24 protein-coding genes are annotated in these 24,059 nt (G+C 70.6%); 11 read left to right on the top strand and 13 right to left on the bottom strand.

All coding sequences use genetic code 11. From position 1 onward, the window contains the following. Nucleotides 1-4: 4 nt before the first annotated feature. A complete protein-coding gene (locus tag AC3WQM_RS10090; protein ID WP_492678410.1) occupies nucleotides 5-433 on the bottom strand; it encodes a VOC family protein in 429 nt (142 codons plus the stop codon). Between the two features lie 85 nt (nucleotides 434-518). Between AC3WQM_RS10090 and AC3WQM_RS10085 the strand changes: the two genes are divergently transcribed. After that, a complete protein-coding gene (locus AC3WQM_RS10085; RefSeq protein ID WP_492678408.1) occupies nucleotides 519-1,112 on the top strand; it encodes a TetR/AcrR family transcriptional regulator in 594 nt (197 codons plus the stop codon). On the opposite strand, the gene tssF is transcribed toward AC3WQM_RS10085, so the two are convergent. Beyond that, on the bottom strand, nucleotides 1,109-2,989 hold the full coding sequence (tssF, locus tag AC3WQM_RS10080) for a type VI secretion system baseplate subunit TssF (protein WP_095744941.1): 1,881 nt from the start codon (nucleotides 2,987-2,989) through the stop codon (nucleotides 1,109-1,111). The genes AC3WQM_RS10085 and tssF overlap by 4 nt on opposite strands. 63 nt (nucleotides 2,990-3,052) lie before the next feature. Further along, a complete protein-coding gene (tssE, locus tag AC3WQM_RS10075; RefSeq protein WP_492678406.1) occupies nucleotides 3,053-3,643 on the bottom strand; it encodes a type VI secretion system baseplate subunit TssE in 591 nt (196 codons plus the stop codon). 465 nt (nucleotides 3,644-4,108) lie between these two features. Here tssE and AC3WQM_RS10070 point away from each other — a divergent pair, with 465 nt between their 5' ends. Together AC3WQM_RS10070 and AC3WQM_RS10065 are read left to right on the top strand one after the other, a co-directional pair. Next, entirely contained in the window at nucleotides 4,109-5,494 is a 1,386-nt protein-coding gene (locus AC3WQM_RS10070; RefSeq protein ID WP_492678404.1) for a DUF2868 domain-containing protein, read from the top strand. After that, complete coding sequence (locus AC3WQM_RS10065) at nucleotides 5,491-6,915, top strand: GTPase/DUF3482 domain-containing protein (protein ID WP_492678402.1); 1,425 nt, start codon at nucleotides 5,491-5,493, stop codon at nucleotides 6,913-6,915. Before AC3WQM_RS10070 ends, AC3WQM_RS10065 begins: the two co-directional genes overlap by 4 nt. A gap of 9 nt (nucleotides 6,916-6,924) precedes the next feature. Here AC3WQM_RS10065 and AC3WQM_RS10060 read toward each other — a convergent pair whose 3' ends face one another. Further along, entirely contained in the window at nucleotides 6,925-7,716 is a 792-nt protein-coding gene (locus tag AC3WQM_RS10060; protein ID WP_255221122.1) for a crotonase/enoyl-CoA hydratase family protein, read from the bottom strand. Between the two features lie 145 nt (nucleotides 7,717-7,861). Here AC3WQM_RS10060 and AC3WQM_RS10055 point away from each other — a divergent pair, with 145 nt between their 5' ends. Beyond that, nucleotides 7,862-8,881 carry an AraC family transcriptional regulator gene (locus AC3WQM_RS10055; RefSeq protein WP_492678400.1) on the top strand — a complete coding sequence of 340 codons (1,020 nt, stop codon included), beginning with the start codon at nucleotides 7,862-7,864 and terminating at the stop codon, nucleotides 8,879-8,881. Here the strand turns inward: AC3WQM_RS10055 and AC3WQM_RS10050 are convergent. Beyond that, nucleotides 8,878-9,873: a sialic acid TRAP transporter substrate-binding protein SiaP gene (locus AC3WQM_RS10050; RefSeq protein WP_492678398.1), complete on the bottom strand. Its 996-nt coding sequence runs from the start codon at nucleotides 9,871-9,873 to the stop codon at nucleotides 8,878-8,880. The genes AC3WQM_RS10055 and AC3WQM_RS10050 overlap by 4 nt on opposite strands. Before the next feature lie 205 nt (nucleotides 9,874-10,078). Between AC3WQM_RS10050 and trhA the strand changes: the two genes are divergently transcribed. Then, complete coding sequence (gene trhA, locus AC3WQM_RS10045; RefSeq protein WP_492678396.1) at nucleotides 10,079-10,702, top strand: PAQR family membrane homeostasis protein TrhA; 624 nt, start codon at nucleotides 10,079-10,081, stop codon at nucleotides 10,700-10,702. Between the two features lie 10 nt (nucleotides 10,703-10,712). Here the strand turns inward: trhA and AC3WQM_RS10040 are convergent, their stop codons facing one another. The 5 genes from AC3WQM_RS10040 to bla all read right to left on the bottom strand — a co-directional run bounded on the left by AC3WQM_RS10040 (nucleotide 10,713) and on the right by bla (nucleotide 16,636). Further along, entirely contained in the window at nucleotides 10,713-11,708 is a 996-nt protein-coding gene (locus tag AC3WQM_RS10040; RefSeq protein WP_492678394.1) for a tripartite tricarboxylate transporter substrate binding protein, read from the bottom strand. A gap of 34 nt (nucleotides 11,709-11,742) precedes the next feature. Continuing rightward, entirely contained in the window at nucleotides 11,743-12,981 is a 1,239-nt protein-coding gene (locus AC3WQM_RS10035) for an acyl-CoA dehydrogenase family protein (protein WP_492678392.1), read from the bottom strand. Nucleotides 12,982-12,992: 11 nt separating this feature from the next. After that, a complete protein-coding gene (locus tag AC3WQM_RS10030) occupies nucleotides 12,993-14,564 on the bottom strand; it encodes an AMP-binding protein (RefSeq protein ID WP_492678390.1) in 1,572 nt (523 codons plus the stop codon). A gap of 141 nt (nucleotides 14,565-14,705) precedes the next feature. Then, complete coding sequence (locus AC3WQM_RS10025) at nucleotides 14,706-15,701, bottom strand: LysR family transcriptional regulator (protein ID WP_492678388.1); 996 nt, start codon at nucleotides 15,699-15,701, stop codon at nucleotides 14,706-14,708. 47 nt (nucleotides 15,702-15,748) lie between these two features. Beyond that, nucleotides 15,749-16,636: a class A beta-lactamase gene (bla, locus tag AC3WQM_RS10020; RefSeq protein WP_492678386.1), complete on the bottom strand. Its 888-nt coding sequence runs from the start codon at nucleotides 16,634-16,636 to the stop codon at nucleotides 15,749-15,751. 175 nt (nucleotides 16,637-16,811) lie between these two features. Between bla and AC3WQM_RS10015 the strand changes: the two genes are divergently transcribed. Then, a complete protein-coding gene (locus tag AC3WQM_RS10015; protein WP_492678384.1) occupies nucleotides 16,812-17,171 on the top strand; it encodes an ArsR/SmtB family transcription factor in 360 nt (119 codons plus the stop codon). Nucleotides 17,172-17,211: 40 nt separating this feature from the next. After that, nucleotides 17,212-17,757, top strand: a complete 546-nt coding sequence (locus AC3WQM_RS10010) for an SRPBCC family protein (RefSeq protein ID WP_492678382.1) — start codon at nucleotides 17,212-17,214, stop codon at nucleotides 17,755-17,757. A 19-nt stretch (nucleotides 17,758-17,776) separates the two neighbouring features. On the opposite strand, the gene AC3WQM_RS10005 is transcribed toward AC3WQM_RS10010, so the two are convergent. The 3 genes from AC3WQM_RS10005 to AC3WQM_RS09995 all read right to left on the bottom strand — a co-directional run bounded on the left by AC3WQM_RS10005 (nucleotide 17,777) and on the right by AC3WQM_RS09995 (nucleotide 20,823). Continuing rightward, entirely contained in the window at nucleotides 17,777-18,403 is a 627-nt protein-coding gene (locus AC3WQM_RS10005) for a hypothetical protein (RefSeq protein WP_492678381.1), read from the bottom strand. Between the two features lie 244 nt (nucleotides 18,404-18,647). Further along, the gene (locus AC3WQM_RS10000) at nucleotides 18,648-19,616 is read right to left on the bottom strand and encodes a Bug family tripartite tricarboxylate transporter substrate binding protein (RefSeq protein ID WP_492678379.1); all 969 of its coding nucleotides are present in this window, start codon (nucleotides 19,614-19,616) and stop codon (nucleotides 18,648-18,650) included. 52 nt (nucleotides 19,617-19,668) lie between these two features. Then, nucleotides 19,669-20,823 (bottom strand): CaiB/BaiF CoA transferase family protein, encoded by a 1,155-nt coding sequence (locus AC3WQM_RS09995; protein ID WP_492678377.1) that lies wholly within the window; start codon nucleotides 20,821-20,823, stop codon nucleotides 19,669-19,671. A gap of 144 nt (nucleotides 20,824-20,967) precedes the next feature. Here AC3WQM_RS09995 and AC3WQM_RS09990 point away from each other — a divergent pair, with 144 nt between their 5' ends. From AC3WQM_RS09990 to AC3WQM_RS09975, 4 genes are all read left to right on the top strand, one after another. Beyond that, nucleotides 20,968-21,870 carry a LysR family transcriptional regulator gene (locus tag AC3WQM_RS09990; protein ID WP_492678375.1) on the top strand — a complete coding sequence of 301 codons (903 nt, stop codon included), beginning with the start codon at nucleotides 20,968-20,970 and terminating at the stop codon, nucleotides 21,868-21,870. 34 nt (nucleotides 21,871-21,904) lie between these two features. Then, the gene (locus AC3WQM_RS09985; protein WP_492678373.1) at nucleotides 21,905-22,651 is read left to right on the top strand and encodes a glutamine amidotransferase; all 747 of its coding nucleotides are present in this window, start codon (nucleotides 21,905-21,907) and stop codon (nucleotides 22,649-22,651) included. Between the two features lie 100 nt (nucleotides 22,652-22,751). After that, nucleotides 22,752-23,390 (top strand): CDP-alcohol phosphatidyltransferase family protein, encoded by a 639-nt coding sequence (locus tag AC3WQM_RS09980; RefSeq protein WP_062475593.1) that lies wholly within the window; start codon nucleotides 22,752-22,754, stop codon nucleotides 23,388-23,390. Nucleotides 23,391-23,424: 34 nt separating this feature from the next. After that, a complete protein-coding gene (locus AC3WQM_RS09975; RefSeq protein WP_492678371.1) occupies nucleotides 23,425-24,006 on the top strand; it encodes a glutathione S-transferase family protein in 582 nt (193 codons plus the stop codon). Nucleotides 24,007-24,059 lie beyond the last annotated feature (53 nt).

Genomic DNA, 24,059 nt, shown 5'->3' with positions numbered 1-24,059 from the left:
GGCGTCAGGTCGGTGAAGTGCCGGCCTCGTACAGCGCGACGTACTCACCCGACGGCGGGATCGGCTTGATGATGTCGATCAGCACGCCGTTCGGGTCGCGCGTGATGAAGTGGCGCTGGCCGAAGGCCTCGTCGCGCAGCGACAGCAGGATCGGCAGGCCGGCCGCCTTCAGGCGCTCGTGCACCGCGTCGGGGTCTTCCACCTCGAAGTTCAGCAGCAGCCCGCCCGCCACCTGCCCGCGCGCTTCGGCGGGAATGGTCTTGTGCGTGCCGTCGAGCACGGCGAGGTTCACCGAGGCATCGTCCGCCAGCTGCAGGTGCACATACCAGTCGGTCGTGAACAGCGACACGAACCCGAAATGCGCCTGGTAGAAGGCCGCGGTGCCGGCCACGTCGCTCGTCATGATCACCGGGTAATAGCTCGTCACTTTCATGGGGTGGCTCCTTCGCGGATTAAACATACAAACTGCATGTAAGTTAAATATTAATCCACAAACAGACTGCATGTAAATTAGGGTCATGGCCAAAACCCCGGCACGCACCAACCGCGAACGCACCGAAACCACCCGCCTCGCGCTGACCGAGGCGGCCCGCACGCTCTTCGTCAGCAAGGGCTACGGCGACACCTCCACGCCCGAGATCGCCATGGCCGCCGGCATCACACGCGGCGCGCTGTACCACCACTTCAACGACAAGCGGGACCTGTTCCGCCAGGTGCTGCTGCTCGAGGCGCAGGCGGTCGCGGCCGACATCGACGCGGCCACGCCCGACGAGCTCGGCCCGCGCGACGCCCTGCTCGTGGGCAGCGAGGCCTACCTGAAGGCGATGACGGTGCCGGGTCGCACCCGACTGCTGCTGATCGACGGGCCGGCCGTGCTGGGCCTGGCGGAAATGATGTCGATGGACGACGCCACCTCGGCGAACTCGCTGCGCCAGGGGCTGGCGCGCGCCGGCATGGGCCGCGGCGAGGTGTCGCTCGACGCCCTCGCCCGCCTGCTGTCGGCCGCCTTCGACCGCGCGGCCCTGGAGATCGATGCCGGCGCCGATGCCGCCAAGATGCGGGCCGCCATGCTGTGGCTGCTGGAGCAGGCGCTCCCGCCCAAAAGGAACTAGACCGCGCCTCGACCGCCCATGCGCACGGGCCACTTCGCCACCGTGCCGCGCTGCATCGATTCGAGCGTGGTCTGCGTGAACACGTTGATGCTCACGTGCCGCGCCAGGTAGTGCTCCAGCACCAACCCCAGCAGGTACGGGCTCGTGCCCGAGAAGCCTTCTTCATCGACGCTCAGCGTGCACTGCACGCCGCGCCCGTAGATCAGCGGCCCCGCGCCCGGCAGGCGCCGCGTCACGGGCTCGATGCGCGAGCCGACGAGGCAATCGATCTGCCGGCGCAGCACGTCGTTGTCGGCCGTGACGAACAGCCGCAGCATGTCGCGCAGCGCCTGCGCGCCTTCGCGGTGCGGCATGTCGGCCAGCGGCAGGTGGTTGAAGCCCAGCTGGCGGATCAGCCGCCACGCGATCTCGCGCTGTGCGAACGGCGACTTGGGCGTGCTCGGCGCACGGATCAGGCCCACGGCCGACACCGGGATCGAATCGGCCACCGCGAGGTCGGCCTGCCCGTTGCGCGGCACCAGGCACGGCAGGTCGCGGTTGGTGAGCATCGCCTTCACCGACAGGTAGCGCAGGCTCTCGGGGTACGGCGCTTCCTGCTGGTCGACCAGCGACAGGAACACCTCGGTGCCGATGTAGGGCGTGCGCGTGCCGTACTTGCGCGCCGTCTCGGAGACCAGCCGCGGCTCGCGCCGCACCGAGAAGTAGCGGCCGTGGTTGCCCTCGTCTTCGTTGAGCGTCTGGTAGAGCGGTCGGAAGTCGATCTCGGCCGTGGTGCGCGCCTGTTGGCCTGCGATGCGCTGCACCGAATACACCTCGAAATCCATCGGCCGTGAACGGTCGGGCACGAGGTGGAACTCGGTCTGCGCGCTGTCGAGTTCGATGCGGTCGGTGCGCCGCTCGAACAGGTTGACCACCGGCGTGCTGAACAGCGCGAACTGCGCCGCATCGACCAGCGCCCCCAGCGCGCCGGGCGGCTTGCTCAGCAGCACGACGATCTCGACCTCCTTGCCGGGAATGCGCGCCAGCCCCGGCGCGAGCTGCGTGAGCGTGAAGAAGTAGAAGCGCTCGGGGCACGCGAAGTATTCGTGCAGCAGGTTGTGGCCGTGGAAGGTGTTCCACGCCAGCGGCAGCAGGCCTTCGCCCGGCCCCAGCCCTTCATGCACCAGCGCGCCTTCGGTCACGACGTGCGGGCGGTCCATCAGCTGGCCGGGCTCGCCGACGAAGGTCGCGACCGCCGAGGTGTGCAGCAGCTCGAACAGGTGCGACGCCACCTGCTCGTTGCCGCGCAGGTAGATCGGCAACCGGTCGAGCCCCGACAGCGCCGAGAAGCCCATCTCGCCCACGATGCGCAGCCGCAGGCGCAGCGCGCCCGTCACCTGCACGTGCGGCGGCACGTAGCGCTCCAGCGCCGGGATGTCGGGCGGTGCGCCGGTGAGCCGCGCCTCGGCGATCTCGAAGGGCCACAACGTCACGTCCTGGCTGGAGCGGAACTCGCACGGCGTCTGTTCGCCCGCGGGCACGCGTGCATGGAAGGCCGTGCCGCGCGGCACCACGAAGCCGCGCGTGAAGTCGCCCTCCTTCACGCTGGGATGCAGCTGCGCCACGGCCATCGACGGCGTGGGGCTCAGGTAGTTGGGGTACAGCACCTCGAGCAGGCGCTGCGTGAAGCGCGGAAATTCGGCGTCGAGCTTGATCTGCATGCGCGCCGACATGAAGCTGAACGACTCGATGAGCCGCTCCACGTACGGGTCGGCCACCTCGATGCCGTGCATGCCCAGGCGGCGTGCGATCTTGGGGTGCGAGGCGGCGAACTCGCTCGCCGCCTCGCGCATGTAGACGAGTTCCCGGTTGTAGTACTCGAGGAGTTGCGGGTCCATGACGGTGAGCCTTCCCTGGCGTGGTGTGAAGTGAAAGAAAAACGAGAGATGGGCGGCAGCAGGTCAATCCGCCGCGCCGACGATCCGCATGCGGTTGGTCTCGAGGTCGACCGCGCTCTGCACCGTGAAGGCCAGCGGGTACGGCTTCAGGTGGATGAGCGCGCGGATCTCGAACAGCAGCACGTTGTAGGCCTCGGCCGCGCCGTCTTCCTTCATGAGCGGCACGACCTGCACGCTGTCGGCAATCAGGCGCGGCTCGTAGTCATGGATGGCGCGGCGGATGATGCGTTCGATGTCCGCCCACTTGCGCTCCGACAGGTAGCTGCCGGCCAGCGGCGGCACGCCGTAGTTGACGGTGGAAGACGCCGCATCGGCATGGCGCGTGCGGTCGATCAGGTCTTCGGCGTTGGTGGTGTTGAACAGCAGGGCCAGGTCGCGCTGGATGATCTCGCGCATCCGGGCCGGCGTGGCCGTGTACTCCGACGGCAGCTCGGTGGTGCGGCTGGGCGCCTCGTCGCGCAAGCGGTCGAACAGCGTGGGCAGCAGCTGTGCGTTGACGCGCGGCGGGGCCGGTGCATCGGGGCCGCGGGGGGCGCGGGCGCCGGGGTGCGCGGGGTGGGAACCTGTGAACGGGGAATGCTCGGTGAGCCGCATGACCTTGCCTTTTCTGGAAGGGGCAGAGTCTTGCGTGGATGCCCGCCGCTCATTGCAAACAATGGTCACACAGCGGGTCGGGCGCGCACGCGCACGCCCGCACCGGGCATTTGTCGTCGCGTTCACGCTTCGCAAGTCCTACAGCACGCACCGTCCCTCGCCGACACCCACGTGCCGATAGGCGGCCGATGCTGGGTCATCGCCAACCACAAGGAGCCCTCGCGTGAATTCCATCATCTACATCGTCGGTCTGGTCGTGGTCGTCGTGGCCGTGCTGTCGTTCTTCGGCCTGCGCTGAAACCCGCCGACCGCGCGTCCTTTCTTTTGCTGCACGCGCAGCGCAACGGGGCCGTTCGCGGCCCCGTTGACCGTGCGCCGGGCCCCGCGAAGCGCCGGGCATAATTTGCGCGCCCCGCCCCTGCATTCCTGCGCCGGGGCGTCACTGGCGAAGAAGAAGGGACCCTGTTGACCACCACCGCACTGCGCGAACCTGCTTTCCCGGATGCGGTGATCACCGAGGCGGTCCGATGGACCGAACAGAACGGCCCGCTCGACGACGCGTCGGCCCTTCGCACCGCGGCCTCGCGCGCAGCCGACGGCCCCACCCGCATCGTTGAACGCGCCCGCCAGCTCGGCGAGCGCATGGGCCTGCAGGCCGAACTCGCGCGCGGCCGGCAATGGGCACCGTGGGTGCTGCTGGCGCTGGTGGCGCTGGTCGTGATCGCGGGGCTGGGCCTGGCGGGCCAGGTGGTCGGCGGCAACGACCGTCATATCAACGTGATCGTCGCGCTCGTGAGCTTGCTGGGCCTGCATGCGCTCACGCTGCTCTTGTGGCTGGCCGGCCTGTGGCTGCCGTCGGGCACCTTCGGCACGGCCTCGCTGGGCTGGCTGTGGCTGTCGCTCACGGCGCGTGTGGCGGGCGGCCAGCGCGGGCAGGCACCGCAACTGGTGCGCGCGGCCACGGGGCTCTTGACGCGTGCGCGTCTGCTGCCCTGGGCCTTCGGGCTCGTGAGCCACGGCATCTGGGCGCTGTCGTTCGCCGTGGTGCTGGCCGCGATGCTGTTCGCCCTCGCCTTTCGCAGCTACACGCTGAGCTGGGAAACGACGATCCTCGAGCCCGCCTTCTTCGTGCGCGTGGTGCAGGCGCTGGGCTGGCTGCCGGCGCAACTCGGCTTTCCCGTGCCCGATGCGACCACCGTGCAATCCGCCGCCCCCATCGCAGCGGCCCAGCGCACCTGGGCGCTGTGGCTCACCGGCTGCATCGCGGTGTACGGCCTGCTGCCGCGCCTGGCGCTGGTGCTGCTGAGCGCCGCCGTCTGCCGCCAGCGCCGCCCCGCCCTGCAGCCCGACTGGCAGGCGCCCTACTACCGCAAGCTGCTGGCCCGTTTCGCCGCGCTGGCGCCGCCCGCCATCGTCGATGCCGACCCGGGCCGCGCGCACCCCGCCGCACCCACGGGCCTGCCGGCCTCCGAGCAGCACGACGGCCTCTTCGTCGTCGGCTTCGAACTGCCGCCCGACCTGACCTGGCCGCCCGCCGGCTTGCCGGCATCTGCGGTCCGCATCGACGGCAGCGCGCCGGCGCGCCGCGCACTGCTCGATCAGCTCGCGCAGATCCACCCGCGCACCGTGCTGCTGGTCTGCCACGCGGCCTCGAGCCCCGACCGCGGCACCGAGCGTTTCCTGCGCGAGGTGCTGACACATTGCGGCGAATGCCGCCTCTGGCTGGCCGACGCGCCCAACGCCGCCGCCACGCAGCGCTGGCGCGACTGGCTGCGCGACGCCGGGCTCGCCCACGTGGTCGCGAGCGACCGGCTCGATGCCGTCTTCACGGAAGGCACCGCCACCGCATGACCACCCCGATCCCGATCCGCATTGCCGTCGTCGGCCACACCAACGCGGGCAAGACCTCGCTGCTGCGCACGCTCACGCGGCGCGTGAACTTCGGCGAGGTGTCGCAGCGCCCGGGCACCACGCGCCATGTCGAGTCGGTGGATCTCGAGGTGAACGGCCAGCCGGCCGTGCGCTTCCTCGACACGCCGGGTCTGGAAGACGCGGTCGCGCTGCGCGAGCACCTGGCCGGCCTCGACGCCGCCCAGCAGGCCACGCCGCCCGAGCGCATCCGCCGCTTCCTGCAGGGCCCCGAGGCACAGGGCGTGTTCGAGCAGGAGGCCAAGGTGCTGCGCGCGATGCTCGACATCGACGCCGCCTTTCTCGTGATCGACGTGCGCGAGCCGGTGCTGCCCAAGTTTCGCGACGAGATCGAGCTCCTGAACTCCTGCGCGCGCCCGGTGCTGCCGGTGCTCAACTTCGTGCGCGACGCTGCCAGCCGCGAGCCGGCCTGGAAGGAACTGCTCTCGGCGTACGGCCTGCACGTGCAGGTGCGCTTCGATGCGGCGGCGCCGTTCGTGGGTGCCGAGCACGACCTCTACAACGACCTGGCCACCCTGCTGCGCGACCGCCGCGACGCGCTGCGCGGCGTGGTCGACGCACTCGACGCCGAAGCCGACGCGCGCCGCCAGTCGGCCTGCACGCGCATCGCGGACCTGCTGGTCGATGCCGCGGCCGTCCGCCGCACCGTGCCCGCCGCCGAGTTCGCCGACGCCACGCGCCGCCAGGCGCTGGTCGCCGGCGTGCAGAAGGACGTGTTCGACAAGGCCCAGCGCTGCACCGACGACCTACTCGCGCTCTACGGCTTTCGCCAGGGCGACGCCGACGAAGCGCCGCTGCCGATCATCGAAGGCCGCTGGACGCTCGACTTCTTCAACCCCGAGGCGATGAAGGACGCGGGCCTGCGCCTGGGCAAGGGCGCGGTCATCGGCGCGGCCGTGGGCGTGGTGGCCGACCTCGCGGTGGCGGGGCTGTCGCTGGGCGCAGGCGCGGCACTGGGCGGCGCCATCGGCGGCGCGGTGTCGCAGGGCTGGGGTCCGCTGGGCCGCAAGCTGGCCAACAAGCTGCGCGACATGCACGAACTCACGGTGGAAGACAGCGTGCTGTTCACGCTCGCGGCATGGCAGCTGCAGCTGGCGCAGGCGCTGGAGCAGCGCGGCCATGCGGCCGTGGAACGCATCCGGGCCGAGGCCCCGTCGGCGGACGAGGACGACACGCTGATGCGTGCCGCCGCCGGTGCCGTGCGCGCCGTGCAGCCCGCGCGCAGCCATCCCGAGTGGGAATCGACCGGTGCCCTCACGCGCAGCTTCTGGCGCCCCGCGCCGCAGCGCGAGGCGCTGGCGGGCACGCTGTCGCTCGAACTGCAGCGCGCCTTCGACGCCTGAAACCGGGCCTCAGCCCGCCACTTGCTCTGGCGTGACTTTGGCCAGCGACTTGTCGACGAACGCCCCCAGCCGCGTCTGCACTTCCCCGCCGGTCTGCACCACCGCCGCCATCAGCGACTCGGCGAACATGCCGTCGGTGGCCGACATGTCGGCGATGCGGCTGATCGACGTGACCATCGCGTAGTTCGACAGCGCCGCGTTCTTCGCCACGCGCTTGGCCAGCACCATCGCGGCGCGCAGGCTCTCGCCGGGGGCGGCGATCTCGTGCGCCAGGCCCAGCGTCTTGCCGGCGCGGGCGTCGAGCACGCGGCCGGTGAGCATCATCTCGACCATGCGGCCCGGCGTGATGATGCGCGCCACGCGCACCGTCGCGCCGCCGCCGGTGAAGATGCCCTTCTGCCCCTCGGGCAGCGCGAAGTAGGTCGACGGGTCAGCCACGCGCACGTGCGTGGCCGCCGCCAGCTCCAGCCCGCCGCCGACCACCGCGCCGTGCAGCGCCGCGACCACCGGGATGCCGCCGTACTGGATCTTGTCGAAGGTGCTGTGCCAGCGCTGGCACACGCGCATGAAGTCGACCGCGGTGCGTTCCTTGTCGTGGTGCTCCTTGAGGTCGAGCCCGGCACAGAAATGCGGCCCCGCGCCGGTCAGCACCACGGCCTTGGCCTCGCGCGGCAGCGCACTGAACACGGCGTCCAGCGCGGCCAGCGTGGCCTCGTCGATGGCGTTGCGCTTGGCGGGACGGTTCAGGGTCACGACGGCGACCTCTTCGTCCATGTGCAGGGTGACGTTCCGTTCGATCACGGCAGGGCTCCTTGGGTTGTTGCGGGTTCCGCCACCGGCATGGGGCGCTTCAGGGCTACGATAGCCCTGCGTGCCACGCCATTGCTTGCAGATCGCGCCCATTCATTTGCATATTCCGCCAACCGTCTTTTCACGCACCCACGCTATGCCGCCAGAGCGCGCCACCGTCGCCGTCAGCTTCCTGCAGCACCTGCTGAGCGGCGCGCGCCGCCAGCTCAGCCCGCGCGACATCGACCTGCTGGCCGCGCAGGCCGGCCTCTCGCCGCAGCTGCTGCGCCAGGACGGCGCACGCGTCACGCGCGAGCAGTTCGTTCGCATGTACGAGTGCGTGTCGCTCTTCATGGGCGACGAGATGCTGGGCCTGTGGTCGCGCCCGATCCGCGCGGGCGCGCTCAAGTACCTCGGGCTCAGCCTGCTCGATGCGCCCTCGCTCATGGTCGCCATGTACCGCTTCACGCGCTTCTGGAACCTGCTGCTGGACGACCACCGCCTGCGCATGACGCGTGCCCACGGCGTGGCCACGATCGCCATCGCGCCGCACCCGGAAGCCGCCGCGCGGCCCACCACGCCCTTCGGCCATGCGCTGATGGTCAAGCTGATCCACGGCGTGGCCTCGTGGCTCATGGGGCGGCAGCTGCCGGTGCTGGGCGTCGGCTTTGCGTTCCCACGCCCGGCACGCTTCGACGAGTACGCCAACCTGTTCCCGGGCCCGCTGCAGTTCGAGCAAGACACGTCTTCGGTGCGCTTTGCCGAACCCGTGCTGCGCCAGACCTTCCAGCGCACGCGCGCCGAGCTGCTCGACTTCGTGCGCCGCGCGCCCGACGACTGGATCTTCGTCACCTTCGACCACGACACCACCAGCGCCGCGGTGCGCGAGTTCGTCGCCGCGCACCTCGCCTCGGACGCCACGCTGGGCGCGGCGGCGCGCGCGGTGCACATGTCGGAGCGCGCGCTGTCGCGCCAGCTCGCGGCCGAGGGCACGAGCTTTCGCGCGCTGAAGGAAGAGGTGCGGCGCGACCTCGCGATCCAGCGCCTCGTGAAGACGCGCGAGCCCATCGACCGCATCGCCGCCTCGGTCGGCTTCGACAACACGCCGGCCTTCCACCGTGCATTTCGCACGTGGACCGGCAGCACGCCGCGCGGCTACCGCCAGCGCGCGGGTTAGTTCGCCGCGCCGGCGAGCGCCTGCAGCTTGGCAAAGTCGCCCGGCCGTGCGCCCATCTGCTCGGGCGTGGAGCGCTTCGTCACGCGCTCCAGCAACGGCAGGCGGTTGACCGGCTGCACCGTCATGCCCTTGCCGCGCAGGAACTGCTCGTCTTCCAGCTCGCTGGCGATCACGCCGACGTTGGTCCACTTGGCCGTGTCGGCCAGCGTCTTCTCCACCATCGCCTGCTGCGCCGGCGTGAGCCGGGCCCAGGCCGCCTTGCCGATGACGATGCCCAGCGTGTCGTAGATGTGGCCCGTGAGCTGCACGTACTTCTGCACCTCGTACAGCTGCTTGGCGCGCACCGTGCCCAGCGGATGCTCCTGCGCCTCGACCTCGTTCTTCTTGAGCGCGCCGTACAGGCTGTTGAACGGCAGCGACACGGGCTTGGCGTCGAGCGCCGTGGCGAAGAGCTGGTAGGCCGCGGCGTCGGGCACGTACAGGCGCAGGTCGCGAAAGTCCTCGGGGCGCTGCAGGGGCTTGCCCGAGGTCACCTGCCGCGCGCCGTAGTAGACCGACGCGACCATGCGGTTGCCGCTGCGCTCGTTGTAGCCCTTCATCAGGTCCGCGAGCAGCGGGCTCGCGAGGTACTTGCGCACGTGGTCCAGGTCCTTGAAGGCGAAGGGGTAGCTGCCCAGGCCCAGCGGCGGATAGCCCTCGGCCAGCGTGGCCTGCCCGACGTAGGCGATCTGCATGGAATCGTTGGCGAGCATCAGCGCGTAGTCGCGCTCCTGCCCCAGCTTCGAGGCGGGCACCACCTCGATCTTGATCTTGCCCTCGGACTGCTCGGCGATCTTGCGCGCCGCCAGTTCGGCCTGCTGGTGAAAGATGCTCGCGGGCTCGTAGATGTGGCCCCACTTGAACTGCTGCACTTGCGCACAAGCGACAGCGGCGCTCCCCATGGCGACGCACAGGACAGCAGCCCGGCGCCACGACATCAAACTTTTTTTCATCGGCAGTCCCTCACGGTGAGAAGGCCCGCCGGCGCGGGTGCGCCAAAGCACGCGGCGGGTGTCGGGAACGCATCCCGGCCGCTGAATGTAAACATTTGCAACCGGAATCCAGACAGGGTTTGCCCGGTCACGGGGCAGTCATGGCCCTTCCCTAGCATCCGCGTGCGCCCGACGCGCCCACTTCCCCACCGCACCTCAGCACCTCATGTACCCCGGCGAACGACTCAACGGCTACAGCCACCTGTTCGGCCTGCTGCTCGCGCTGCCGGCCGCCGCGTTGCTGCTCGCCAAGACGCTGCCCACGGGCGATCCGGCGCGCATCGCGGGCGGGCTGGTGTTCTCGCTCTCGGCCGTGGCGCTGTACGCGGCCTCCACGCTCTTTCACAGCACGCGCGGCCGGAGCAAGCGCCTGTGGGAGCGCGCCGACCATTGCGCGATCTACCTGCTCATCGCCGGCACCTACACACCCTTCGCGCTCGTCACGCTGCAAGGCCCCTGGGGCTGGCTGCTGCTCGCGGCGATCTGGAGCGCGGCGTGCTTCGGCATCTGGCGCGAGCTGAAACCCGCCGAGACCGGCACGGCGAAGAAGCCCTCGCTGCCGCTGTACATCGGCATGGGCTGGCTCGGCGTTCTGGCCGCCGCGCCGCTGGCGGCCAAGCTGCACGCCACCGGCCTGGCCTGGCTGGTCGCGGGCGGCGTGCTCTACACAGTGGGCACGGTGTTCTATCGCAACCGGCGGGGGCTGCGCCACGCGCACGGCGCCTGGCACCTGTTCGTGCTGGCCGGCACCGCGAGCCACTACGTGGCCGTGGGCTGGTTCGTGCTCTGAAGCCTGCTTCTTACAACGGCTGCAGCTTCGCGGTCTTCATCATCCGCTCGGTCAGTTCCATCTCGCTTGCGAAGCCCTGCACGTAGGCCTCGGTCGTCGACGGGCTCACCTCGCTGCCCAGCTCGGTCAGCGCGGTGATCACCGACGGCTGCTTCAGCGCCTGGCCGAACACCTCGTAGATGCGCGCAGCGATCGCGTCAGGCGTGCCCGCCGGCACCGAGACGCCGCCCCACGACGTGAGCTCGACGCCGCGCAGCCCCAGCTCGGCCAGCGTCGGCACCTGCGGCAAGGCCGCGTTGCGCTTGGCGCCGGCCACGCCCAGGGCGCGCAGCTTGCCGCCCTGCACGTGCGGCAGCGCCACCGAGAAGATCGGCATGCCGAAGTTCACCTGGTTGCCCAGCACCGCGTTGACGATTTCCGACGCGCCCTTGTACGGCACGTGCGTGGCCTGCACGCCCGCCGCCTGCAGGAACAGCTCCACGCCCAGGTGCGAGGGTGTGCCGACGCCGCCCGAGGCGTAGTCGAGCTTGCCGGGGTTCGCGCGCGCACGCGCCACCAGCTCCTGCAGGGTCTGGATGCCCGAGCCCGCATTCACCACCAGCAGCACGTCGGAGGTGGTGAGCCGCATGATGTGGCGGAAGTCCTTGAGCGCGTCGTAGCCCGGGTTCTGCTGCATGCGCATGTTGGCGGCCATGGGCGCGCTCGAGTAGATCCAGGTGTAGCCGTCGGGCGCGGCCCGTGCGACCTGGCGCGCGCCGATGTTGCCGGCCGCGCCGCCCCGGTTCTCGATGACGACCGGCTGCCCCAGCAAGGGCCCGAGCGCTTCCGCGAGGATGCGCGCGGCGTTGTCCGGGCCGGTGCCGGCCAGGTACGGCACGACCCACTTGACCGGGCGGGTCGGCCGCCAGGCGGAGGCGTTCGCGCCAGCTGCGCGAGCAACGGCCGGCAGCAGCGCCGAGGCCGCGATCGCGCCGCACAGCGCGCGGCGATTGGCATTGATAGTCATGGTTTGTCTTGTCTCCTGATTGTCTGGTTCGGTCTCAGGCCGCATCGCCGATCAGCTCGCGCGCGATGATGTTCTTCTGGATCTCGCTCGTGCCCGTGAGCACGCGGTACATGCGCAGCATGCGGAACAAAAACTCCACGCGCCGCCCCTGCACGATGCCTTCGCCGCCGTGGATCTGCACCGCCGCGTCGGCCACGCGGAACGCGGCCTCCGAGCAGAACAGCTTGGCCATCGAGGCCTCGGCGCGCGGGTCGCCGCCGGCGTCGATCTGCCGTGCGGTCGACAGCATCAGCGCACGCGCCGCGCACAGCTGCGTCGCCATGTCGGCCAGCGAATGCTGGATCGCCTGGAACTGCGCGATGGCGCGGCCGAACTGGCGGCGCGTGCGCGCGTAGTCGCGTGCGTCCTTCAGCGCCACGGTCGCCAGCCCCACCATGCCCGGGCAGTGCAGCAGCCGGTTGACCGTGATGCGCCCCAGCGCCAGCGCCAACCCCTTGCCGGGCTCGCCGATGAGGTTCGCGGCCGGCACGCGGCAATCGGTGAGCACGATGTCGCCCGTGGTCGACTGGCCCGCCATGGTCTTGTAGCCCGCCTGCACCTCGACGCCCGGCTGCGTCAGGTCGACGAAGAACGCCGTCACCTCGCGGCGCGCCGGATCGTCCGAGGTGGACGCCATGAGCACCGCGAGATCGGCAAACGGCGACCCCGAGATGAAGCGCTTGCGCCCGTTCAGCACATACACATCGCCCTCGCGCCGCGCCTGCGTCTGCACCGCGCCCGCGTCGGAGCCGGCTTCGGCCTCGGTGAGCGCGAAGCAGATCGCCCTCTCTGCCTGCGCCACCGGACGGATGAACGTCGCCATCTGCTCCGGCGTCGCGAACTTCGCGAGCGCGCCGACGCGCGGCGGCCCGCTGAGCTCGCCGAACACATGCGGCGCGAGCGGCGAGCCGCTGGCGTAGATCGATTCCTTCACCAGCACATGGTCGACCAGCGACAGGCCCAGGCCGCCCATCGCCGGCGGCAGCGTCATGCCGTAGAAGCCCATCGCGTGCGAGCGGCGCCAGACGTGGCGCAGCGTCTCCTTGTCGGGGCCGTGCTCGTGGTCGATGCCCTTCTCGCGCACCAGCTCGGCCAGCTCGCCGTTCAGGAAATCGCCGATGCGGGCGATCAGCTCGGCCGCGCGCGGCGAGCCCTCGAAGGGGCCGTCGAAGAGCGGCGCGCGGATGGCCGAAGCCTCGGTGGGTGCAGCTGAAGGTGTCAGCGTGGTATCCATGTCGTTCTCTTTCAATTGACGCGCCGCGCGTGGCCGGCCCAGTACGGCGTCTGGATCGCCTTGCGCGCGACCTTGCCGTTGGCGTTCTTCAGCAGCGACTCGACGAACTCGATGCGGCGCGGCCGCTTGAAGCCCGCGAGCCGCGCGGCGCAGAAGTCGTCGAGCCCGGCCGTGTCGGGCGAGGCGCCCGGCTTCAGCACGATGTGCGCGGCCACCGCCTCGCCCCACTTGTCGTCGGGCACGCTGAACACGCAGGCCTCGGCCACCGCCGCGTGCTGGTACAGCACGGCCTCCACCTCCGAGGGGTACACGTTGAAGCCGCCGCTGATGACCATGTCCTTCTTGCGATCGACGATGTAGATGTAGCCCTCGTCGTCGGCGCGCGCGAGGTCGCCCGTGTGGTAGCGGCCCTCTTTGAGCACCTCGGCCGTGAGCTCGGGCGCGCGCCAGTAGCCGGCGAAGATGTCCTCGCCGCTCACCACGATCTCGCCCACCTCGCCGGGCGCGACCGGCCGGCCTTCGTCGTCGACGATCTCCACCAGCGACTCGAGGAAGGGCCGGCCGCACGAGGCCAGCCGCTCGGGCATGGCGGCGCGCGCGAACAGGTGGTCTTCCACCGAGAGACCGCACACGCCCGAGGTGGTCTCGCCCGCGCCGTAGCCCTGCGACAGCACGGGGCCGAACACGTCCATCGCCTGCATGATCCGCGCGGGCGCCATCGGCGCGGCGCCGTAGCCCAGGCGCTGCAGGTCGGGCAGCGGCCGGTAGCGGCCCTGCAGCTCGGCCAGCAGCATGTTGATCATGGTGGGCACCATGAAGGTGTGGGTCACACGTTCCTTCTTCATGTCGTCCAGGAAGCGCGCGGGCTCGAAGCCGGTGAACAGGCGGATGGTCGCGCCGCTGCACAGCGCCGGCACGATCTGCATGCCCGAGGCGTGCGTGATCGGCCCCACCAGCCCCAGCAGGTCGCCGGGGCGCAGGCCTTCGCTGCGCGACAGGAACTTGCGCAGCTGGGCCAGCCGGTTGCCGAAGGTCTGCATCGCGGCCTTGAGCACGCCGCTGGAGCCCGAGGTGTAGTGCAGCACGGCCAGCTCGTCGGCGCGCACGCGCTCGCAGGTGAAGGCGTCGCTCGCGCGTGCCAGCTGGCCTTCGTAGGAAGCAGGCGTGCCTTCGGCCGCGTCGAGCAGCAGCAGCTTCGGGGCCGCGCCCTTCAAGAGCGGCAGGAAGGTCTCGGCGCGCGCGGCGGTGGTGACGATCAGCGCGGCGTCGCTGTTCTCGATGACCTCGGACACCTCGACCGGCGCGAGCCGCGCGTTCATCGGCGCCTTCACCAGCGCGGCCTTGTAGCAGGCCAGCTCCAGCTCGACGATCTCGACGCAGTTGGGCAGGTACACGCCCACGCGGTCGCCGCGCTGCAGGCCGAGGCCGCGCAGGGCATTGGCCAGGCGGTTGGCGCGCCGGTCGAGCTGTTCGTAGGTGCAGGCGCGCTGCGGGCTGGTCACGGCGATCTGCCGGGCATGCAGGCGGGCGGCGCGGGATGCGAGTTCGCCGACGTTGGCGACCTCGGACGAAAGTGAGGGCAAGTTGTCTCCTTGAGGCCGGTGCCTGTGCACCGTGGGGAGAACTTTCGCAAACAACGCCGCTGCACAACAAATACCGATTGCTGATGCGCGGCCATCACAAAAGATGATGGCCCCGGCGCACGGCACCGCCGTGCGCGATGGCTACGCCTTGCCGTCGCCCAGGAACTGCGCGTCCCAGCGGCCCGAGGCGATCATCGATCGCGCCTCGTCGGCCAGCGCCTGCCTCACGACCTGCGTGGCCGCGTCGGGCACCTTGCCGGCCGGCGTGGCCAGGTGGTAGGTGCGCGCCAGCTCGGGCTCGACGATGCGGGCAATCAACCAGTTCGGCTGATCGCCCGGTCCGTCCGCGAGCGCGCAGGCCGGCGTGACCGTGAAGCCCGCGCCCGCCAGGTAGAGCGAGCGCAGCACGCGCGCCGAGTCGTGCTCGTGCACCACGTTGAGTTCCACGCCCACCGCCTCGGCCGCCGCCTCGACGCGCTGGCGGATGCTGAAGCGCCGCGACTGCAGCACCAGCGGCAGGCTCGCGGCGCGTGCGAAAGGCACTGTGGGGCGAACCGGCGCGCCCTTCTTCGCGCGCCCACCCTTCGCACTTTTTCCGAGCAGTGCCGCCACCTCGCCCTTCGCATCGAAGCCGCAGAGGAACATGCCTTCACGCACGAAGGGGCGCACGTCCAGCCCCTCGACGCTCGGGGTGTCGACCAGCAGGCCGATGTCGGCGCGGCGATCGACCATGGCCTTGCGCACCATCAGGCTCAGGTCGTCGATCACGAACACGCGGATGCGCGGATGCGACTGCTTCAGCCGCGCCAGCACCGGCCCGAGCAGCAGCGAGGCCAGCAGGAACGGCACCGCCACCGTGACCGAGCCCTCGGGCCCGTCGGGCGCGCGCTGCAGCCGCTCGCGCATGGCGGCGGCATCCGACAGCAGGCGCCGCGCGTCCTGGTACAGCTGCAGCCCGGCGGCCGTGGGCGTAACGCCCACGTGCGAGCGGTCGAACAGCTGCGTGCCGAGTTCGGCCTCGAGCTTCTTGATCTGCGCGGTCAGCGCGGGCTGCGCCACGTACAGCGACGCCGCCGCGCGCGACAGGCTGCCGGCTTCGAGCACCGCGATGAAATAGCGAAGAGACCTCAGGTCCATGGGGCGACGGGGAAAGATGGGGCGCCCATTGTGGCCCCGTCGCCGCCTCAGCCCGCGAGGGCCTTCACTGCGATGCGCGTGGCCTCGGCGACCACGTCGTTGCGGTTCTTCGCGTCCTTGTCGGGGAAGGTCAGGTAGACCGACAACACCAGCGGCGCGCCCGACGGCGGCCACAGCACGCCGACGTCGTTGGTGCTGCCGTACGAACCCGCGCCGGTCTTGTCGCCCACACGCCAGCCTTTGGGCACGCCGGCCAGGAAGCGCTCGGTGCTGGTGGTGTTGCCGAGCAGCCATTCGCGCATCTGCTCGCGCTGCGGCGCGCCGAGCGCGTCGCCCAGCGCGAGCCGCTGCACGGTGTCGCTCATGGCCGCGGGCGTGGTCGTGTCGCGCGGGTCGCCGGGAATGGAGGTGTTCAGCTCGGGCTCGGTGCGGTCGAGGCGGAAGGTGGTGTCGCCGATGCGCCGCGCGAACGCGGTGACGGCGGACGGCCCGCCCAGCACCTTCAGCAGCAGGTTGGCGGCAGCGTTGTCGCTGTACTGCATGGTGGCCGCGCACATCTCGTTCACGGTCATGCCGGTGGCGAGGTGTTTCTCGGCGACCGGCGAGTGCGACACCAGGTCGCCCTTGCCGACACTGACGCGACGCCCGAGCAGGCTGGCGTCGGTCGCGCTGCGTTCGAGCACCGCCGCGGCGAGCACCAGCTTGAAGGTGCTGCACAGCGGAAAGCGCTCGTGCGCGCGGTGCTGCAGGCGCGCGCCGCTGCCGGTGTGCAAGCCCGACACGCCCAGGCGCCCGCCGCAGGCGCGCTCGAGTTCGGCGAGCTGGGTTTCGGCGTCCGACGGCGCGCCCTTCTTCGGCCATGCGCTGCAGGCGCCGGCGAGCGGGGTCACGGCGGCGGCGAGCAACAGGGTGCGGCGCTGGATCAGAGGGTTCATGTGCGTGCGTCTTTCTTTTCGCGAGTGGATGGAATGAAAGGCATCGTAGGAGCGCCGCCCCCGCGCTTCCAGCGCCCGGGGCGCGCACGGCGTCCCGGGTGTATCAGGTGTAACGCCACTTCATCATTCAACCTTCGGGTTGAATTTTCTTCGAAACCAATCTATATTCAACTTCATGGTTGAACTTGAAATCGAAGACGAACGGCTCGACGCCGTGTTCCACGCCCTGGCCGACAGCACGCGGCGCACCATGCTGCAGCTGCTCGCGCAAGGCGAATGCAGCGTGGGCGAGCTGGGCGCGCCGTTTCGCATGTCCTTCGCGGGCGCCTCCAAGCACGTCAAGACGCTGGAGCGCGCGGGGCTGGTGTCGCGCACCGTGCAGGGCCGCGCGCACGTGTGCCGGCTCGAACCGGCGGCGCTCGCCACGGCCGATGCCTGGCTGCGCGCGTACGAAGTCTTCTGGAACCACCGCCTGGACGCGCTGGCGGATGCGCTGCAGCGCGATGCCCACGCCGACGGCCACGGCCGCGCGTGAGCGCCTTCTCTCCCCTCATTCACCCAAGGAGCACCGACCCATGACCACGACCCTGAAGCACAGCCTGGGCACGCAGACCGAGCCCGGCACCCTGCGCATCGAGCGCACCCTGCCCGGCCCCATCGACCGCGTGTGGACCTACCTCGTCGACCCCGAGAAGCGCCGCAGCTGGCTGGCCGGCGGCACCATGGCGCAGGCGCCGGGTGCGGTGTTCGAGCTGCGCTTCCAGCACACCGAGCTGTCGGGCGAAGTCGCACCCGAGCGCTTCGCGGCCTACCGCGAGACCCACGTGCAGCACTCGCGCGTGCTGCGCATCGAGCCGCCGACCCTGCTGGTCATCAGCTGGGACAGCGAGCGCGAGGACGCGTCCGAGGTCAGCTTCGAACTGTCGCCGCAGGGTGCGCAAACAACGCACCTGGTGCTCACGCACCGCCGCCTGCCCGACCGCAAGGAAACGCTGAGCGTGGCCAGCGGCTGGCACGCGCACCTGGGCGTGCTCGACGAGGTGCTGCACGGGCGCGCGCCGCAAGGCTTCTGGACGCAGCTGGAGGCCGCCGAGGCGGCCTACGCGACGCACATCCGCTGAATGAAGACCGTCGGTCGCGTCAGGCCCGGCGGGCGGGCTCGGAAGGTTCGCGGCAGGGCTGCACGCGGGTTGCGCGGCTAATCACCTGCCGCTGCTCGCGCGCGCCCTTGAGCATGCGCTCGGCGGTGCGCTTCCCATGCGGCACTGGCGCGCCCTCGCCCATTTCAGACACGGACACGAACACCGTCCGCCCGCCTTCGAGCACGGCCTGCGTCTTCGGCTGCGACTTGCCCGCGTACAGCGGCGCGTCGTCGATGTAGGCCTCGAGCGAGTGCGCGCCCGGCGCCACGCACAGGCGCGTGAAGCCGTTGGGCATCAATGCGGCGTGGAACTCGCCGTCGACGTACACATGCGCGGCGCCCGCGCTGGGCGTGGACGTCGCAGGGCGGAAGAACACGACCTGCGCCAGCTCGGGCGCCACGGCCGGTGTCGTCCGGTACACGCCCCCTTTGCGTGCAACCGCAGCAGAAGACGCCGCGACAGGCGCGACCATGTGCATCGGCTCGGAGGGCGGTGGCAGAGGAGGCAGCGGCACGGAAGGCGTGACCGCGACCGGGCCGCAGCCCGCGACCCCCATGGTCGCGGCGAGCACCCAGCGGCCCGCGCGCAGGCGCGGAGGGAAAGAAATGAATCGGGACAAAGACATGGAGTGCTTCGGGCGCCTTCATTCAAAGAAGGCCGCCATCGAACGAAGGGAAAGAAGCGCAGGCAGGCCGGCAAACGGCCCGCGCGCAGGGAACGAAGCACTCTAGGAAAATCAGCCGCGGCCGGCCATCGGACGAATCCGAAAGAAAAGCCCGGCGGGATGAGCCGGCGCTGAAAGCGAGAACAAAGCCGTCGAAGACGGCACAAAGGAAATCCCGGCACGCCGCGCCGGCGTCCTCAACGACTCACTCCGGCTCGATGCCGGCGGCGCGGATCACGCGGCCCCACTTCTGCGACTCGTCGGCCTGGAACTTCGCAAGCGCCTCGGGCGTGCCGGTGGCGGCCTCTCCGCTGGAGATGGCCTGGTAGGCGACGATGGCCGGCGAGGCCGACACCTTCACCAGCATCTCGTTGAGCTTGCGCGTGACGGCCGCGGGCGCGCCCGGCGGCAGGTAGACGGCCGTCCAGTACGACATGTCGTAACCCTTCACGCCCGCCTCGGCCACAGTCGGCAGCGCGGGCACGGCGGCCAGGCGCTTGTCGCCGCTCACGGCCAGCGCGCGCAGCTTGCCGCTCTTGACGTGCGGCAGCGCCGTGGGCGCGTCGGCGAACATGAAGTCGACCTGCCCGCCCAGCAGGTCGGTGATGGCCATCGGGTTGCTCTTGTAGGGCACGTTCACCATGTCGATGCCGGCCATCTGCTTGAGCAGCTCGCTCGCCACGCGGCTGGACGAGCTACCGCTGCCGAAGTTGAGCTTGCCCGGCGACTTCTTCGCCGCCGCCACGAGGTCGGCCACCGACTTGATCGGCGAATCGGCCCCCACCAGCAGCAGCATGTGGCCCTTGGACAGCAGCGCGACGGGCGTGAAGTCCTTCACCGGATCGTAGGGCAGCTTCTTGTACAGGTGCTCGTTGGCGGCGTGCGTGGTGTTGGTGGTCATCAGCAGCGTGTAGCCGTCGGGCGCGGCCTTGGCGACGTACTGCGCGGCCAGGAAGCCGCTGGCGCCGGCGCGGTTCTCCACGATCACCGGCACCTTGTACTCGGTGGTCAGCGCCTGCGCGATGCTGCGCGCCTGCTGGTCGGTGCCGCTGCCGGCCGCGAAGGGCACGACGACGGTGAGCGGCTTGGCGGGGTAGTCCTGCGCGTGGGCAGGTGCCGCCGCCGCGACCGCGAAGGCCAGGACCGCGCCGAGGCGGAAGATGGAAGTGCGCATGGGTGATGTCTCCGGTGGGATGTAGTTTTTGAGAAGGAAAAGGTGCGGTCGCTCAGGCGCTGTCGCGCTGCGGCACCGGCGGCGCGCCGAGCGCCGCGTTGTGCTCGCCCAGCCGGGGCGCGACCGCGCGGTGCGCGGGCCGCACGCCATCGACGGACATCGGCAGCGCCGTGAGCCGGAAGTCTTCGCCCGGCACGGGCTGCAGCATGCCCAGCGCCTCCACCTGCGGGTGCGCGACGGCCTCGGGCACGGTGTGCACCGGCGCGCAGGGCACGCCGGCGGCGGTGAAGCGCGCCATCCAGTCGGCGCGGGCGCGCGCGCGCAGCAGCGGGCCGATCTCGTCGAACAGCGCCGCCTTGTGCTGCAGGCGCTGGCGGTTGCCCGCAAAGCGCGCGTCGGAGGTCCAGTCGTCGCGCCCGAGTTCGTGCGCGAACTTGGCGAAGAGCCGGTCGTTGCCGCAGCAGATCAGCAGCGGCGCATCGGCGGTGTCGAAGGCTTCGTAGGGCACGAAGCCCGGATGGCCCGAACGGTGCCGATCGGGCAGCCGGCCTTCGTTGACGTAGGCGTCGGCCTTCTGCCCCGTCCAGACCAGCGCAGTTTCCAGCAGCGAGGTGCTCACCACGCCGCCCCGGCCCGTGAGGTGGCGCCGCTGCAGCAGCGCCAGCGCGCCGATCACGGCCCACATGCCGGTGCCCTGGTCGCAGACCGAGGCGCCGGTGCGCATCGGCGGATCGTCGGGCCCGCCGTTGATGCTCGACAGCCCGCTGAAGGCCTGGATCAGCGGCTCGTAGCCCGGTTGCATGCGCAGCGGGCCGGTGTGGCCGAAGGCCGAGATCTCGCAGTAGATGAGCCGCGGATGGCGCGCGCACAGCGACGGGCCATCGATGCCCATCGACTGCGTGACGCCCGGGCGCAGGTTGTGGATGAGGATGTCGGCGCCGGCCGCCAGGGTCTCGAAGGCGGCCATGCCCTCTTCGCTCTTCAGGTCGATGGCGACCGAGCGCTTGCCGCGGTTGAAGACGTGGAAGTTGAGCGCGTCGCCGTGGCGGAAGGCCGGGCCCATGTGGCGCGCGTCGTCGCCGCCCTCGACGCGCTCGAGCTTCACGACGTCGGCGCCGAGGTCGGCCAGGATCGCGCCCGCGAAGGGCCCCGCCAGCACCTGTCCGAGCTCGAGCACCCGGATGCCTTCCAGAATTTTGGTGTCCATGTCACGGGGGCGCGCGGGCCCCTTGTCTCCGTGTATCGAATGCGCCAGTCTCGGCGTCGCGCATTGATCTGTGAAGAACAATATTCCTATATCTGTGATAACTTGGATGGATCAATCCACAGCCACCCCGAGGGAGCCGCGTCCGTGCGAGTCGACATCACGCTGCAGCAGCTCGAGGCCTTCGTCGAAGTCGCGAAGACCACCAACTTCCGCGCCGCCGCGCAGGCCCTGCACGTGTCGCAGCCGGCGCTGAGCCGCACGGTGCGCATCGTCGAAGACCTGGTGGGCGCGCGCCTGTTCGACCGCGACACGCGGCACGTCGAGCTCACGCCGGCGGGGCGCGAGCTGCTGCCGATCGCGCTGCGCATCCTGGAGAACTTCAACAGCTCGTTCAGCGAGCTGTCGCAGTTCCTCGAAGGCCGCAGCGGCCACCTCACCATCGCGGCGCTGCCTTCGACCGGCGTGGCGCTGTTGCCCGGCGCCATCGCCGAGTTCCGCCAGCAACATCCGCAGGTGCAGTTCTCGCTGATCGAAGGGCCGGCCGATGCGGTGCGCGCCGCGGTGGACGAAGGCCGCGCCGACTTCGGCCTCAGCGTGCGCCCCGGCGCGCACGAGCCCCTGCTGTACCGCCACCTGCGCGACGACCCCTTCGTGCTGCTGTGCCGGCGCGACGACCCGCTGGCCGCGCGCGCCTCGGTGTCGTGGTCGGTGTTCGCGACGCGGCCCTTCATTGCGAGCAGCTTCCAGAGCAGCATCCGGCCGATCACCGACGCCGCCTTCCTGCAGCGCGGCCTGCAGGTGCAGCCCGCGCTCGAATACCCGAGCGTGGCCGTGGCGGGCGCGCTGGTGGCGGCCGGGCTGGGGCTCACCGCCCTGCCCCGGCTTGCGCTGCAGCTGTCGCAGAACGACGAGCTGGCCACCGTGCCGTTGCAGCGTCCGCTGATGTCGCGGCCCATCGGGCTGGTCACGCGCGCGGGGCGCTCGCCCTCGCCCGTGGGCCGCGCCTTCATGGACCTGCTGCACCGTCGGGAATCGTCCCGGCGCTGACCGGCGCACGTTGCGCTGCGGCATGATCGACGCCATGCACAGCACGCCCCCGTATCCCCTGGTCATCGTCAAGGTCGGTGACACCCATGACGCGCTGCGCGAAGGCCGCGGCGACTTCGAGCACTGGATCGCCGACGGCCTCGGCACGCAGACCCTGCCCCTCGTGGTGGTCGACCCGCGTCGCGGCGACACGCTGCCCGCGCCCGGCCAGGTGGCCGGCGTGGTCGTCACCGGCTCGCACGCGATGGTGTCGCACCGCGAACCCTGGAGCGAAACCACCGCCGCCTGGCTCGCCGAGCTGGTCGCGCGCGACACGCCCGTGCTCGGCATCTGCTACGGCCACCAGCTGCTCGCGCACGCACTTGGCGGCGAGGCCGGCCACCACCCGCAAGGGCCCGAGGTCGGCACGGTCACCGTCACGCTCGACGCGGCCGCCGCCGGTGACGCGCTGCTGGGCGACCTGCCCGCGCAGTTCCCGGCGCAGGCGATCCACTGGCAGAGCGCGCTGCGCCTGCCCGAGGGCGCTGTGAAGCTGGCCCACAGCGCGCACGAGCCGGTGCACGCCTTCCGCGTGGGCGCGCAGGCCTGGGGCCTGCAGTTCCATCCCGAGTTCGACGCCAAAACCATGGGCGGCTACATCGAGCTGCTGGCCCGCGACCTCGCCGCCGACGGGCTCGATGCCGCGGCGCTGCGCGAAGGCGTGCGCCCCACCGACGCGGCGGCGGGCCTGCTCGGGCGCTTCGCACGCATCGTCGAGGCCAAGGCGCAGCCAGCCGCCTGAGCGCGCCGACGGGGCGCCGACGGGGCGTCGGCGCGCGACTACAAAAAGCGGGCCGCGCTTGGGTTAAGGTGCGGTTCCTTTCGCAGCTTTCCCCGCCTTCATGACCACGCCTTCGTCCCCGCCGGCCCGCAAGCACTTCTCGATGATCCGCGGCTTTCACCTGGCCGATGTGTTCACCCTCGGCAACGCGGCCTGCGGCGTCGGGGCGGTGTTCTTCGCGATGGCCTTCATGCGCAGCCAGTCGCTCGCGCACTTCTACTGGGCCGCGGCGCTCGCCCCGGCCGCCTTCATCTTCGACGTGCTCGACGGCCGCATCGCACGCTGGCGCCAGACCCAGTCGGCGCTCGGGCGCGAACTCGACTCGCTGGCCGACGTGATCTCCTTCGGCGTGCTGCCCGCCGCGCTCGGCTTCGCCGCCGGCCTGGACGGCGGCTGGGACTGCGCCGTGCTCATCTACTTCGTCGGCTGCGGCGTGAGCCGGCTCGCGCGCTACAACGTGACGGCCGAGGCGCTCTCGGCCGGCGCCGACAAGGTGAAGTACTTCGAAGGCACGCCGATCCCGACCAGCGTGGTGCTGGTGGGCGTGCTGGCCTACGCGGCCTCGAAAGGCGCCCTCGGCGCCAACGTGTGGGGCGGCGCCTGGACGCTCGGCCCCTGGCAGCTGCACCCGCTGGTGCTGCTGTTCGCGCTCTCGGGCACGCTGATGATCAGCAAGACCCTGCGCATTCCAAAGTTCTGACCGCTCTTCTCCCCACTCACCAAGGAGACCCCGCATGACGATGAAGCTGTATTTCGACCCGCACAGCCGTGCGCAGGTCGCCAGGTGGATGCTCGACGAGGCCGAGGTCGACTACGAGATCGTGCCCACCCTCATCCGGGAAGGCGCCCACAAGCGCCCCGAGTTCCTGAAGATCAACCCGGCCGGCAAGCTGCCCGCGCTGGTCGACGGCCGCACGCGCATCTTCGAGAACGCAGCCATCTGCATGTACATCGCCGAGAAGTACCCCGGCAAGCGCCTGGCACCGGCCGTGGGCACGCCCGAGCGCGGGCGCTACCTGTCGCTCATGGTCTATTCGACCGCGCAGCTCGAGCCCTCGATGGGCGACAGCCTGCTGAAGATCAGGAGCAACAACAGCGCGCGCGGCTGGACCGATTTCGAGCGGGCCAAGGACGCCGTCGAACGCGAGCTCGGCGACGGCCCCTACCTGTTCGGCGCCCAGTTCACGGCCGCCGACGTGATGATCGGCTCGATGCTCATCTGGCACCGTGCCTTCGGCGGCCGCAGCAACCGCCCGAAGCTCGATGCCTACATCCACCGGCTGCAGGCGCGCCCCAGGGGCATGAAGTTCGGTTGAACTGAGCGGCAAGGCGTGCCGCGCTGGCGACAGTGCGCGGCGGAGGTTCATCC

Source organism: Variovorax sp. FW301-JW7, assembly GCF_058788795.1.
This window is presented reverse-complemented; position numbering and strand designations above follow the sequence as displayed.